This is a genomic window from Streptomyces sp. SID11385 (assembly GCF_010548245.1).
Taxonomy (GTDB): Bacteria; Actinomycetota; Actinomycetes; order Streptomycetales; family Streptomycetaceae; genus Streptomyces.
Genome location: NZ_JAAGLR010000402.1, coordinates 1 through 12,756 on the forward strand (window position 1 = coordinate 1; position 12,756 = coordinate 12,756).

Here is a 12,756-nt window from a genome sequence, read left to right on the forward strand (position 1 = left end):
CGGTGAACGCGGGCTCGTCCGGCGCGTACGGCCGGAAACGCGCCCCGGGCGCCCCCGCCCCGGCCGGCACGCCCAGCGGCACGACCGCCGGGTCGAGCCTGGCCCGCAGCTCGCCGAGCAGTTCGCGCGCCCCGCGCCGGTCGATCTTGTTGACGAAGAGCAGGGTGGGAATGCCGAGCCGCCGCAGTGTGCGCAGCAGCACCCGCGTCTGCGGCTGCACCCCCTCGACGGCGGAGACGACGAGGACGGCCCCGTCGAGCACCGAGAGGACCCGCTCCACCTCCGCGATGAAATCGGGGTGGCCAGGGGTGTCCACGAGGTTGACCGTGCGGTCGCCGAGCGGGAAGGAGACGACGGCCGCCTTGATGGTGATCCCGCGCCGCCGCTCCAGGTCGAGCGAGTCGGTACGGGTTGTGCCCGCGTCGACGCTGCCCGGCTCGTCGAGCAGCCCGGCGGCGTGCAGCAGCCGCTCGGTCAGGCTGGTCTTACCGGCGTCGACGTGGGCGAGAACGCCGAGATTGAGATGGTCCCGCGCAGGGGCGGGCCGAAGGTCGTGCGAGTGCACCCAGGTGCTCCGTGAGGTCGGAAGGGACTGCGATGGCCTGCGGAACGAACCAGTGGGCAGCGCGCATGGCGGACCTCCTCGAACGGATACGGGTACGACGCCCGCCGGGGCCCCGAGGGGCCCTCACGCGGACCGGGAAAGCTTGCGGGGCAACGCGAGCGCCCCGCAAGCGAATTACCCCGGCCCTTCACCCGGACGGGTGCCTAGGATCGGGACCGTGGACAGATACCTCGGCTTCGACCGCCTGCACAACTTCCGTGACCTGGGCGGCTATCCCGCCGCCGGGGAACAGCTCACGCGCTCCCGCGTCCTGTACCGCTCCGACAATCTCGCCAAGCTCCACGAGCCCGCCGCCAAGGCCGACCGCGCGCGCTTCGACGCCCTCGGCATCCGCACCGTCGTCGACCTGCGCCACGACTGGGAGCTCACCCGCTCCGGGCGCGTCCCCGCACGCGAGGGACTCGCCTTCCACCGCATCGGCATCGAGCACCGCCCCTGGGACCAGGCCGCCACCGGCCCGCTCCCCGACCCCTGGCGGTATCTCGCGGACAAGCTCGGCGAGATCATCGCGGACGGCGGCGAGGAGATCGCCGAGGTCATCGGCGTCCTCGCCCACTCCGAGGGTCCCGCCGTCTTCCACTGCGCCTCCGGCAAGGACCGCACCGGCATCATCGCCGCGCTCGTCCTCACCCTCCTCGGCGTCGACCGCGACACCGTCGCCGCCGACTTCGCCCTCACCGAGCGCGCCACCGCGCGCCTGCGCGCCGACTGGTCCGCCCGCAACGAGGGCCGCGCCCCCGGGTGGGAGCACTACGGGCGCGCCCCCGAGGCCGTCATCCGCCACCTCCTCGACGACCTCGACCGCGACCACGGTGGCGTGGCCGCCTACGTCGCGGCGCACGGCGTACCCGAGACGACCGTCACGGCCCTGCGCGCCCGCTTCCTCGTACCGGCCGGGGAACCGGCCCGAGAGCCCGCCGAAGAACCCGCCCGCGTGCCCGCCGAAGACCCCGGCCGGGCAGCCGACTGAATGTTTGTCCGACACCCGCTCGGCAGGTTTGGGGTTTGACGTGCCCTCCGCGCGGTCACATCGAGTGCCATGCCCCGCATCGGATACACACTCATGACCGAACAGGCAGGCCCTCGCGAGCTGGTGGCGCACGCGGTCGGCGCCGAGGAGGCCGGTTTCGACTTCTCCGTCATCTCCGACCACTACTTCCCCTGGCTGCGGGAACAGGGCCACGCGCCCTACGCGTGGAGCGTCCTCGGCGCCGTCGCGCAGGCCACCGAGCGCCTGCCGCTCATGACGTACGTGACCTGCCCGACCGTGCGCTACCACCCCGCGGTCGTCGCCCAGAAGGCCGCGACCGTGCAACTCCTGTCCCAGGGGCGCTTCCGCCTCGGCCTCGGCTCGGGCGAGAACCTCAACGAGCACGTCGTCGGGCACGGCTGGCCCACCGCCCCGGTCCGCGTCGAGATGCTGGAGGAGGCCGTCGGCATCATCCGCGCCCTGCTCGACGGCGAGACCGTCCACCACGACGGCAAGCACTTCACCGTCCAGGACGCCAAGCTGTGGGACCTGCCCGAGACCGCCCCGCCGATCGGCGTCGCCGTCTCCGGGCCCCGCTCCTGCGCGCTCGCGGGACGCCTCGCCGACCTCGTCATCGCCACCGAGCCCAAGGCGGAACTCCTCGCCGACTTCGACCGCTTCGGCGGCACCGGCAAACCCCGTGTCGGCCAGCTCCCCGTCTCCTACGACCCCGACCGCGAGGCCGCGCTCACCCGCGCCCACGAGCAGTTCCGCTGGTCACTCGGCCCCTGGACGGTCAACGCCGAACTCCCCGGCCCCGTCTCCTTCGCCGGGGCCACGAGCAGCGTGACCCGCGAGGACGTCGCCGCCGCGGTCCCCTGCGGGGACGACGTGGACGCCTTCGCGGAGGCGGTACGCGCCTACGCCGACGCCGGCTTCGACGAGATCGCGCTCATCCAGGTCGGCGGCGACCACCAGGAACCCTTCCTGCGCTGGGCGCGCGAGCGGCTGCTCCCGGCGCTGCGGAGGCTGTGAGGCGCCGCGGGGTTCGCGGGCGGTACGGGTACGGGGCGCCGTTCGGCAGTGCCCGCCCCGTACCCGTACCGCCGCCTGTCGCTCACTCGGCCGTCTCCGCGCGGTCGGAGGTCACGTCGAGGACCCCGTCGAACTCCGAGAGCGAGGCGACGAGCGCGTACACGCTCCCGGAGCCCTCGACCTCCAGCCACACCGCCCGCGTCCCCGTCTCCAGCTCCTCCTCCTCGGCCGGCGGGCCCTTCTTCCTGCTGGGCCGGGCGGGCCGCTCCACGCTCACCTGGACGACCCGGAAGCCCATGTCCGTGCACTCCTTGAGCACGAGCGAGAGCACGCCGCTCCCCGAGCGGTAGCTCAGCGTCAGGCCCGCCTGCTCGACCGAGGAGAGCGCGGGCAGCCACCGCGTGAGCCACGGGTAGCCCCACACGACGAGGAAGTGCACGAGCGTCGCCGCGATCCCGAGCAACGGCAGCCCGCCCCCGCAGGCCATCCCGATCGCACACGTCAGCCACACGGTCGCCGCCGTCGTCAGGCCCCGTACCGCGTCCCGGCGGACGAAGATCAGTCCGCCGCCGATGAAGCCGATCCCCGAGACGATCTGCGCCGCGACCCTCGACGGGTCGAAGGAGACGTTCTCCAGCCCGAGCACCGCGTTGAAACCGTGCTGCGAGACCTCCATGAACAGGGCGCTGCCCACTCCCACCAGCGTGTGGGTGCGCAGGCCCGCGCTCTTCTGCTGCACCGCCCGCTCGGCCCCGATGAGCGTCGAGAGCAGCAGCGCGAGACCGATCTCCGCGAACTGACGGGCACCCTGCCCGGCCGCCGGATCGAAGAGCGACATCGCCAGCGCCTGCATCCGCCCACCTTCCTTCCGCGCCCGGTCCGGTACCGCGCCCTGCGCCCGGCACCGGCCCCGTACGCACATCCGTCACCGGCCGCCGCCGAGCCTATCCACGCCCCACCCTGTGACCCCCCTCACACGCGCCGCCGCGTGTGCGGCGCGAGGACCGGGGTATCCGGCGAAAGCCGGGCACAGTGAGGCGTCCCGGTGGCACACGCGTCACGGGGGGCTGGAGACCATGAACGAGCACACGACGACCGCGCTTCACCACGCGAGCGGGTACGTCCGCGCGGCGGACGGCGCCGAGTCGGCGGGGCACGCCGCGCCCGCCCAGCCGCTCCACCACACCGCGCACTTCGACGGCAGCCCCGGCAGCGTCGCCGCCGCCCGCGCCGTCACCACGCGCTTCCTGCACCGCCTCGAAGCCGAGTGGTGCGCGCGCGTCCCCGAGCGCACGACGGGGGACCTGCACCTCGTCGTCAGCGAACTCGCCACCAACGCCGAGCGCCACGCGGGCGGTTTCCACGCCCTGGAACTGACCGGCGACGCGACGCACGTCGTCGTCACCGTCCACGACACGAGCCCCGTCGCACCGAGCTTCCTCACCCCCGACCCGGCCCGCGTGGGCGGCCACGGACTGGAGATCGTCCGCGCGCTCAGCCGCGAGGTCCGCATCGCCCTCACCCCCGGCGGCAAGTCCGTGGGCGCGGTCGTCGACCTGCCCCACTGAGCGTCCTGCCGCACTGAGCTACCTGTCCCACTGAGCCCCGCGCCCGCGTTCGCGTATCCTCCAGCGACTCGTCCCCCCCCGCCGGAAGGACCGCGCCCCATGACGCCCGAGGCGCTCGCCGCCCTGATGGCGGGTCACGCGTACTCGCCCGCCGCACAGCTCCGGCAGACCGCCCACCGCCAGGCCCTCGCCGCGCACTGGCAGCCGCGCCCCGGCGCCCGGCTCCTGGAAATCGGCTGCGGCCAGGGCGACACGACCGCCGTCCTCGCCGACCTCGTCGGCCCCACCGGACACGTCCTCGCGACCGACCCCGGACCGCCCGCCCACGGAGCCCCCGTCACGCTCGGCGACTCGCTGCGCCACCTCGCGTCCGGCCCGCTCGGCGACCGCGTCGAGACCCGTCTCGGCTTCGACCTCGCGAGCGCCCCGCCCGAGCCGGGCTTCGACGCCGTCGTCCTCTCGCACTGCTCCTGGTACGTGGCCGACGCCGCGCGCCTGCGGCACCTCCTGGCGCGCGCCAGGGCGTGGGCGCCCGTCCTGCACCTCGCCGAGTGGGACCCCGAGCCGACCGCCCCGGGTCAGCTCGCCCACCTCCTCGCCGTCCGCCTCCAGGCCCACCTCGTGGGCGCGGGGCTGCGGGGCGACGGAAACATCCGCACCCCCTTCTCGCGCCCCCAGCTCCTGCGTCTCCTCGCCGAGACGGGCTGGCAGGCGGGCCCCGTCAGCCACGTCCCCACCGAGGGACTTCAGGACGCGGACTGGGAGATCGACGCCGCGGCGTACTGGCTCGCGGAGGCCAGGGCGCAGGGCACGCCGGCGCCCCACGTCCTCGACCTCGCCGAGAGCGAGGCCGATGTCCTGGCGGCGTGCGCGCGTACGGAGGGCAACGCGTGCCTCCCGGCGTGGACGGTGACGGCGACGGGCTGAGGCGGCGCGCAAGACGGGGGCGGGGCGCGTGACAGAGGCGGGGCGCGAGACGGGGACGGGGCGCGAAGGGGATGCGGGCCGCGCCCTCCCGTCCTCCGAACGGCCCGCGCTCAACCCCCGCCGCATGGGTACACGAACCTCAGGAGCGGGGGCACGGGTCCTCGCGAGGCCGGCAGGGAGCCTGGCATGAGTGACGACACACGGGACCTGCTGATCGTGCTCGCCGTGCTCGCGGTGGCCGTGCTCGCCTTCGCCCTCGTCCTCGCCGTCCGCCTGGTGCGCACCCGCAGGACCTTGCGCGCGGCCGGTCTCCCGGCCGGGAAGCGGTGGGTCTTCTGGGGCGCGCTCCTCTACCTCGTCCTCCCCACCGACCTCGTCCCCGATCCCGTCTACCTCGACGACATCGGCGTCCTCCTCCTCGCCCTGCGCTCCCTGCGGGCCGGCGACACGGGCGCGGCGGTACGGCACGTGGCGGGACGGGCGACGCGCGGGCACGGGGCGAAGCGGGCTGCTCGCGGGCACGAGGCGGGACCGGCGGCGCACGTCACGGGCGGGGCGCCCAAGCAGGTGGGGCGGGCGCCGGGGACGGGACACCCTCCCCGGCGCACACGCTGACTCGCCCCGGTCAGTCCGCCTCGCGCTCCGCCGCGGCGAACAGCGCGGGCAGTCGCTCGGCGAGGTACTCGTACTCCTCGGGGCGGTTGTAGACGTGCGCCGACAGCCGAAGGAAGCCGCGCCCGTCCCACGACGTGATCGAGACCTCGCAGCGCAGCTCCGCCGCGACGCGCCGCTGGAGCGCCGCCGCCCGGTCCGGGTCCGTCGCGAGCGTGGCAGCGAGGGGTATCAGGCGCATCGCGGGCGCCTCGTGCACGCTGACGCCCGCGAGGTCGGCGCCCAGCGCCTCGGCGAGCAGGGCCTGCGCCGCCGTGACCGTGCGCTCCATTCTTGCGCGCGCCGCGTCCCAGCCCCCGCGCTCCGCGAAGAACGCGAGCGAACCGGGCACCGCGAGCCACCCCGTGACGTCCTGCGTGCCCTGCTCGTCGAAGCGGTGCGGGTACGGGTTCGGGGCGCCCCACGAGTTCACGAGCGGCACCAGCTCCTGCGCCACGTCCTCGGCGGCCACGAGCGCGGCCGTGCCGCGCGGCCCGCACGTCCACTTGTGCAGATTGCCCGTCCAGTAGTCGGCGCCCGAGGCATGCCCCAGCGGATCGGCGAGCAGCCCGGGGGCATGGGCACCGTCGACCAGGACCCGCGCCCCCGCCGCGTGCGAGGCGGCGACGATCTCCGGGAGCGGGAAGAGCCGGGCGGTCGGCGAGGTGATCTGGTCCACGACGACGAGCGCCACCGGGGCCCCCGAGCCCAGTTTCCGCGCGAACAGCGACGCGATGTCCTCCGTGGACGCGTCGAGCGGTACGTGCACCGTGTCCACGACCGCGCCGTGCAGCGCGGCGACGCGGCGCACGCCCATCGCGACCGCGCCGTACGTGTGGTCCGTCATGAGGACGCGCGCGCCGCGCGGGAAGCGCAGCGAGGCGAGGACGGTGCTCGCGCCGGAGCTGGCGTTCGGCACGAAGGCGAGCGCGTCGGGCGTGGTGCGCAGGAAGGCGGCGACCTCGGCGCGCGCCGCGGCGATGCGCCCGGTCAGCGTCCGCCACCACGCGTCCGGATTGCTCTCCATCTCGGCGCGCAGCGCGGCGAGACGGTCGAGCACGGGGCGCGGCACCGTGCCGAAGGAACCGTGATTGAGGTGGCGTACCTCCGGGTCGAGCGCGAAATCGGCGAGGGTGGGCAGCCCCGCCGTCCCCTCGTCGCCGCCGGTGGTCCCCGGCGCCTGCACCTGCGTCGTCATCCCAAGCCTTTCCTCGGACGCGGCCCGCCTCGTGGCACGCCGCGCTTCGAGGCTACGACGCGAGCAGACCCGCGTACCGGGCGAGGTCCACGTTCCCGCCGCTCACCACGACCCCGACACGCTTCCCGCGCCACCGCTCCGCCTGCGCGTACAGCGCGGCGAGCCCGAGCACGCCGGTCGGCTCCACGACGAGCTTGAGGTACGTCGCGACATCCCGCAGGCACGGCGCGAGCGCCTCGTCGGGGACCGTGAGGATGTCCGTCACCGCCTCCCTGACGAGCGGGAAGGTCAGCTCGCCGAGCGCGAGGGTCTGCGCCCCGTCCGCGAGGGTGCGCGGCGGCTCGATCGTCACGATCTCGCCGCGCGCGAGCGACTGCCTGCCGTCGTCGCCCGCCTCCGGCTCCACCCCGAACAGCGCGCAGCCGGGGGCCACCTCGCGGGCCACGAGCCCCGTGCCCGAGAGCAGTCCGCCCCCGCCGAGCGGCACGAAGAGCGCGTCGAGCGGTCCCGTCTCCTCGAACAGCTCCAGCGCCGCCGTGCCCGCGCCCGCGATGATGTCGGGGTGGTCGAAGGGCGGGACGAAGACGAGCCCGTGCCGGGCGGCGAGGTCCGCCGCGATCGGGGCGGGGTCACCCGCGTATCGGTCGTAGAGCACCACCTTGCCGCCGTAGCCCCGCGTCGCCGCGAGCTTGCTCTCGGGGGCGTCCTCGGGCATCACGATGGTCGCCTCGATGCCGAGCAGCCGCGCCGCGAGGGCGACCGCCTGCGCGTGATTGCCCGAGGAGTACGCGACGACTCCCGCGGCCCGCTGGTCCGCGTCGAGCCGCGACATCGCGTGGTAGGCGCCGCGGAACTTGAAGGCACCCATCCGCTGGAAGTTCTCGCACTTGAAGTACACCTCCGCGCCCGTCCGCTCGTCGAGCAGCCGCGAGCGCAGCACCGGCGTGCGGTGCGCGACACCGGCGATGCGCGCGGCGGCGGCCACGACGTCCGGGTAACGGGGGAGTACGGGAGCGGGCGCGGCGTCAGCAGTCATGCGCGCGAGCCTAGCCAACCGGCCTAGGCGGCCTTCCTGCGCGTGAAGCGGTCCAGCTCGCGGATGCCGAGGACACGCGCGAACAGCAGGTAGACGATCCCGGCCACCAGCAGCGCGGCCACCAGCGCGATCGCGAGGCCCACCGTGCCGGGCCGCTCGGCAACCCGTACCACCACCGCCGCGGCGATCGCGGCCACGCCCGAGGCGAGGAAGAGGCGCAGGTGCGCCGAGACGAGCTTGCCGCCGAGCCGCCTGCGGGTCTTCTTGCGCAGCAGTTTCGTCGTGGCCATGAGCCCCACGAGATAGCTCACGCCGTACGCCGCCGCCATCCCGACGACCTGCGACTTCGTCGGCAGCATGAGGTGGCACGCGTAGGCGAGCACGATGTTCACGACCGCGATGAGCGCCGCCATGAAGAACGGCGTCCTGGTGTCCTCGAAGGCGTAGAAACCGCGCAGGAGCACGAACTGCATCGAGAACGGGATGAGCCCGGGCCCGAGCACCTGGAGCATCTGGCCGAGCGGCGCCGTCGTCTTCACCGCGCCGTGCTGGAAGAGGAGCACGGCGATCTCCGGGCCGAGCGCCGCGAAGAGGAACGCGGCGGGCACGATGAACGCGTTCGTCATGCGCAGCGCCCGCGCGAGGTCCCCGCGCAACTGTCTCAGCTCGCCCGCCGCCGCCGCGCGGCTCAGCCGGGGCAGCAGCGCCGTCACCACCGAGACCGTCACGAGCGACTGCGGCAGAATCCAGATCGTCTGCGCGTACGAGTACGCCGAGTACCCCGCGCCCGCGTCCGGCGCCTGCGTGTCCACGAGGTTCGCGTAGTGCGTCACGACCGTCATCGCCGTCAGGTTCGCGAGGACGAAGAGCAGCGTCCACCGCGCCGCGGCGAGCGACGGGCCGAGACCCGTGCCGCGCCAGTCGAAGCGCGGCCGGAACCGGAAACCGGCGGCGCGCGCGAAGGGGATCAGCGCGAGCGCCTGGAGCGCGAGCGCGCCCGTCGTGCCGATCCCGAGCCAGCGCACGTGCAGCGCCGTCACGCCCGAGACGTCCTTCGGCACCGTCATGAGCGTGAGATAGCCGCCGAACATCGCGATGAGGACGAAGTTGTTGAGGACGGGCGTCCACATCATCGCGCCGAAGCGTTCGCGCGCGTTGAGTACCTGCCCGTAGATCGCGTAGAGCCCGTAGAAGAAGATCTGCGGCAACAGGTACCGCGCGAACGTCACCGTGAGCTGGTACGCCTCGTGCTGGTCCGGGGTGTCGGGGAGGTACACGCTGACGATCTGCGGCGCCGCGAGCACCGCCGCCAACGAGCCGAGACCGAGCACCACCAGGACGAGCGTGACGAGCCGCTGCTCGTAGGCGAGACCGCCGTCCGCGTCCCGCATGCGCGCCCGCACGAGCTGCGGCACGAGCACCGCGTTGAGCGCCCCGCCGATGAGCAGCGTGTACAAGCTCGTGGGAACCGTGTTCGCCGTGTTGTACGTGCTCGCGAGCAGACCCGTGCCGAGTGCGACCCCCTGGAGCACCTGGCGGATCAGTCCCGTCGCGCGGGACGCCATCGTGCCGGCCGCCATGAGCAGCGAGGAACGTGCGAGTCCGCTCTTCTTCTTGTGCCGCGCCCGAGCCTGCACACCGCCGGGGGCGGTGCGTATCCCCTCCGTCATGACGGGCACTCTATGGGGTCGCCGTTCCCGTCCTGTGACCGGTGGGCCCAGCAAGGCCCTCCCCACCTGGTGAAACGTCCGTCCCGTCCCGTCCTATCCCGCTCTGCGCCGCGCTCCCGGTAACGATCAGTGCCCAGGCGGACAGCACGAAGGGCACGACGAAGTAACCGAAACGTGACGCGGGCGCGAAAGCGAAGGCGGCACTCAGCCCCACCGCGAGCCGTACCGCCGCCTCACCCGCCGTCCGCGGCGGCCTGCGCACGAGCCACCACCCCACACCGCCCGCCGCGAGCAGCAGCACTGCCGGCGCGCCCCACCACCCGCCCGCCCCGAGCCCCGCGAGGAACTGCCCGGGCAGCGGACTCGCCGCCGGCGTCGCGAGCCGCCCGTGCCCGGAGGGAAACGCGAAGACCTGCTCGACGAGCACACCGGGGCTCGCGAGGGCCCACGGGAGGACGAGGAGGACGAGGGGGAGCGAGGTGCCGAGGGCGAGGGCCGCGAGCGCGGGGGTACGGGGACGGGCGCGCCCCACGAGGAGCGCGGCCGCCACCACGAGCGCCGGGCACACCGTCCACTTCACCGCGCACCCGAGACCGAGCACCACTCCCGCCGGCACGGGCCGCTCGCGCCCCGCGAGCGCCAGCCCGAGCACGCACACCCCCGCGACCGGCAGGTCCACCCCGCTCACCACGCAGGCGAGCGCGAAGGGCGGCGCCGCGCACAACACGGCGAGACCCCGCCCGTACCCCCACGCGCCGCCGTGGGGCCGCGCCGCCCACAGACACCCCAGGAACACCACCGCGCACCACACCCGCGCGTCCCCCAGTGGGCCGGGGAGCACGAGCGAGGGCAGTCCGAGCAGGGCCGCGCCGGGGAGGTACGGGGTGTAGCCGCGCACGCTGTCCGGGGCGCTTTCGTACGGGGTGCCCCAGTGGACGAGGTGGTGCGCGGCCCGCTCCAGGACGAACACCTCGCTCTGTCCCGCCCCACGCACGAGCAGGTACACGCCCGGCACCACGAGCGCCCCGCCCACCGCGCACCGCACGGCCCACCGCCACCGCCCCCGCCCCGCGCACCACGCCGCGAGCGCGTATCCGGCCGCCGCGCAGCCGCCCCACACGCGGTGCGGCGGCAGGGTGCTGACCGCGCGGAGGCCGAGCGCGAAGACACAGCACCCGAGGAGGACGGCACACCACACGCGGCGGCGCCGCAGCAGCTCGCGCGGTTTCAGCAGTTCGCGCAGCTCCTGGGCCGCCCGCCGTGCCCGCCGTCCCCGTACGTCCTGAAGAGTCATCCCTCCATTCCAGGAGGAGGGAAAGCCCAGGTCACGGGCGGTAAGCGGAGTCGGATGGTGGGGTTTCGCCTACTGCGAGGCGTCAGCCTTTCCCGGGCCCGCCCCGCGTGTCACTCCTGCGCCCGCAGGTGGGCCAGGACCGCGAGGACCCGGCGGTTGCCCTCGGCCGGATCGAGGTCGAGCTTCATGAAGATGTTGCTCGCGTGCTTCACGACCGCCGCCTCACTCACGCCGAGCGTCTTCGCGATCGACTGGTTCGTGCCGCCCTCCGCCATGCGCGCCAGGACCTCCCGCTCGCGCGGGGTGAGCCTGCCGAGCGGGTGCGTCGCCGCGCGGTGGCCGAGCAGGACCCGTACGACCTCCGGATCGATGACGGTCTCCCCGGCCCCGACCCGCCGCAGCGCGTCGAGGAATTCGGCGACCTCGCCCACCCGGTCCTTCAGGAGATAGCCGAGACCGCCACCCGGCGGGCTCTCCAGGACGAGCCGCGTCGCGTACGCCGAGGCGACGTACTGCGACAGGACGAGAATCGGCAACGTGGGGCGCTCCGCACGCAGCGCGAGCGCCGCGCGCAGCCCCTCGTCCCTGAAGTCCGGCGGCATCCGCACATCCGTCACCACGATGTCGGGCCGCTCCCGCTCCACCGCCTGCCGCAGCGTCTCCGCCTCGCCGACCGCGGCGACGACCTCGTGCCCGGCCCGGCCGAGCAGTTCCACGAGCCCCGCCCGTAGCAACACCGCGTCCTCCGCGAGCACTACGCGCACCACGCCTCCACCGCTACTCCTCCTCGCACGGCACCTCCGCCCGTACCACCGTCGGCCCGCCCTCCGGGCTCGACACCTCCAGCCGCCCGTCCAGGACGGCGAGTCTCTCCGCGAGCCCGAGCAGCCCGCTGCCCGCCGCCGGGTCCGCGCCCCCGCGCCCGTCGTCGCGCACCCGCAGCACGAGCCGTCCGCCGCGCAGTCGCGCGCTCACCACGATCTCCGTACCGCCGCTGTGCCGCACCGCGTTCGTCAGCGCCTCCGTCACTGTGAAGTACGCGGTCGACTCGACCCGCGCGGGCAGACGACGCGGCAATGCGATGTCGACCCGGACGGGCAGGGGCCCGCGCCGCGCCACCTCCTCGACCGCCGCGGCGAGCCCGTGATCCGTGAGCACCAGCGGGTGGATGCCGCGCACCAGCTCGCGCAACTGCTCCAGCGCCCGCCGCGCCTCGCCCCGCGCCCGTTCCACGAGCGCGGCGCCCGGCGCGTCGTCGTCGCCCAGCTCCATGCGCGCCAGACCGAGCGTCATGGTCAGGGCCACGAGCTGCTGCTGCGCCCCGTCGTGCAGGTCCCGCTCGATGCGGCGCCGCTCGGCCTCGAAGGCGTCGGCGAGCCGGGCCCGCGCACGGGTCAGTTCGATGACGCGGTCACCGGCGCGCGGGGCGAGCATCAACCGCGCGAGCCGGGCCCCGGCGGCGGCGAGCAGGAGGGTCGGCCACGCCAGGAGAAGCACGGACACGAGCCCCGCACCTGTGAACCACAGCCCGGCCCAGGTACTCGGCACCGCCCGCCCCGGAATGATCATCACGGCCTCGGGGGCGAGCGCGTGCACGAGCAACGGGGTCACGAGGAGCACGGCGGCGAAGGCGAGCAGCGTGAGCAGCCCGAGCGCCACCGCCGCGTGCAGCGCGCCCAGCCCGAGCGTGTACGCGAACCAGCGCCACGTCGCGGCCTCACCGAGCCGGCGGACCCCAAGCCGTGCGCGTGGCGGCGGCGCGGGGAGCGGGCCGCCGAGCAC

The 12,756-nt window shown here is 74.4% G+C and carries 12 protein-coding genes and 1 pseudogene; 5 read left to right on the top strand and 8 right to left on the bottom strand.

The window, feature by feature from the left end:
* Window positions 1-565, bottom strand: a 565-nt coding sequence (locus tag G3I42_RS12190) for a GTP-binding protein (RefSeq protein WP_164285268.1), incomplete at its 3' end; no start/stop codon positions are given.
* Window positions 566-782: 217 nt separating this feature from the next.
* On the opposite strand from G3I42_RS12190, the gene G3I42_RS12195 reads away from it, so the two are divergent.
* A complete protein-coding gene (locus G3I42_RS12195; RefSeq protein ID WP_164285270.1) occupies window positions 783-1,595 on the top strand; it encodes a tyrosine-protein phosphatase in 813 nt (270 codons plus the stop codon).
* Window positions 1,596-1,664: 69 nt separating this feature from the next.
* Complete coding sequence (locus G3I42_RS12200; protein ID WP_164285272.1) at window positions 1,665-2,630, top strand: LLM class F420-dependent oxidoreductase; 966 nt, start codon at window positions 1,665-1,667, stop codon at window positions 2,628-2,630.
* 82 nt (window positions 2,631-2,712) lie between these two features.
* Here G3I42_RS12200 and G3I42_RS12205 read toward each other — a convergent pair whose 3' ends face one another.
* Complete coding sequence (locus G3I42_RS12205; RefSeq protein ID WP_164285274.1) at window positions 2,713-3,483, bottom strand: MgtC/SapB family protein; 771 nt, start codon at window positions 3,481-3,483, stop codon at window positions 2,713-2,715.
* A 223-nt stretch (window positions 3,484-3,706) separates the two neighbouring features.
* Between G3I42_RS12205 and G3I42_RS12210 the strand changes: the two genes are divergently transcribed.
* From G3I42_RS12210 to G3I42_RS37520, 3 genes and pseudogenes are all read left to right on the top strand, one after another.
* Window positions 3,707-4,198 carry an ATP-binding protein gene (locus G3I42_RS12210; RefSeq protein WP_164285276.1) on the top strand — a complete coding sequence of 164 codons (492 nt, stop codon included), beginning with the start codon at window positions 3,707-3,709 and terminating at the stop codon, window positions 4,196-4,198.
* Between the two features lie 99 nt (window positions 4,199-4,297).
* Window positions 4,298-5,125 (top strand): class I SAM-dependent methyltransferase, encoded by an 828-nt coding sequence (locus G3I42_RS12215; RefSeq protein ID WP_164285278.1) that lies wholly within the window; start codon window positions 4,298-4,300, stop codon window positions 5,123-5,125.
* 186 nt (window positions 5,126-5,311) lie between these two features.
* Window positions 5,312-5,566, top strand: a pseudogene (locus G3I42_RS37520) (YkvA family protein); the annotation flags it as partial.
* A 184-nt stretch (window positions 5,567-5,750) separates the two neighbouring features.
* On the opposite strand, the gene G3I42_RS12225 reads toward G3I42_RS37520, so the two are convergent.
* The 6 genes from G3I42_RS12225 to G3I42_RS12250 form a co-directional block, all read right to left on the bottom strand.
* Window positions 5,751-6,974 carry an aminotransferase class V-fold PLP-dependent enzyme gene (locus tag G3I42_RS12225; protein ID WP_203606690.1) on the bottom strand — a complete coding sequence of 408 codons (1,224 nt, stop codon included), beginning with the start codon at window positions 6,972-6,974 and terminating at the stop codon, window positions 5,751-5,753.
* A 52-nt stretch (window positions 6,975-7,026) separates the two neighbouring features.
* Window positions 7,027-8,010 carry a threo-3-hydroxy-L-aspartate ammonia-lyase gene (locus G3I42_RS12230; RefSeq protein WP_164285282.1) on the bottom strand — a complete coding sequence of 328 codons (984 nt, stop codon included), beginning with the start codon at window positions 8,008-8,010 and terminating at the stop codon, window positions 7,027-7,029.
* Between the two features lie 23 nt (window positions 8,011-8,033).
* A complete protein-coding gene (gene murJ / locus G3I42_RS12235) occupies window positions 8,034-9,680 on the bottom strand; it encodes a murein biosynthesis integral membrane protein MurJ (RefSeq protein ID WP_164285284.1) in 1,647 nt (548 codons plus the stop codon).
* Window positions 9,681-9,690: 10 nt separating this feature from the next.
* The gene (locus tag G3I42_RS12240) at window positions 9,691-10,974 is read right to left on the bottom strand and encodes a glycosyltransferase family 87 protein (protein ID WP_203606691.1); all 1,284 of its coding nucleotides are present in this window, start codon (window positions 10,972-10,974) and stop codon (window positions 9,691-9,693) included.
* Window positions 10,975-11,084: 110 nt separating this feature from the next.
* Entirely contained in the window at window positions 11,085-11,741 is a 657-nt protein-coding gene (locus tag G3I42_RS12245; RefSeq protein ID WP_164285286.1) for a response regulator transcription factor, read from the bottom strand.
* A 10-nt stretch (window positions 11,742-11,751) separates the two neighbouring features.
* Window positions 11,752-12,756: histidine kinase (locus G3I42_RS12250; RefSeq protein WP_164285288.1), on the bottom strand; the 1,005-nt coding region annotated here is incomplete at its 5' end.

Excerpts from the sequence above, each read along its gene's own strand:
- G3I42_RS12210 (WP_164285276.1), top strand. The coding sequence starts at position 3,707 with ATGAACGAGCACACGACGACCGCGCTTCACCACGCGAGCGGGTACGTC.
- G3I42_RS12215 (WP_164285278.1), top strand. The coding sequence starts at position 4,298 with ATGACGCCCGAGGCGCTCGCCGCCCTGATGGCGGGTCACGCGTACTCG.
- murJ (WP_164285284.1), bottom strand. The coding sequence starts at position 9,680 with ATGACGGAGGGGATACGCACCGCCCCCGGCGGTGTGCAGGCTCGGGCG.
- G3I42_RS12205 (WP_164285274.1), bottom strand. The coding sequence starts at position 3,483 with ATGCAGGCGCTGGCGATGTCGCTCTTCGATCCGGCGGCCGGGCAGGGT.
- G3I42_RS12225 (WP_203606690.1), bottom strand. The coding sequence starts at position 6,974 with ATGACGACGCAGGTGCAGGCGCCGGGGACCACCGGCGGCGACGAGGGG.
- G3I42_RS12230 (WP_164285282.1), bottom strand. The coding sequence starts at position 8,010 with ATGACTGCTGACGCCGCGCCCGCTCCCGTACTCCCCCGTTACCCGGAC.
- G3I42_RS12200 (WP_164285272.1), top strand. The coding sequence starts at position 1,665 with ATGCCCCGCATCGGATACACACTCATGACCGAACAGGCAGGCCCTCGC.
- G3I42_RS12240 (WP_203606691.1), bottom strand. The coding sequence starts at position 10,974 with ATGACTCTTCAGGACGTACGGGGACGGCGGGCACGGCGGGCGGCCCAG.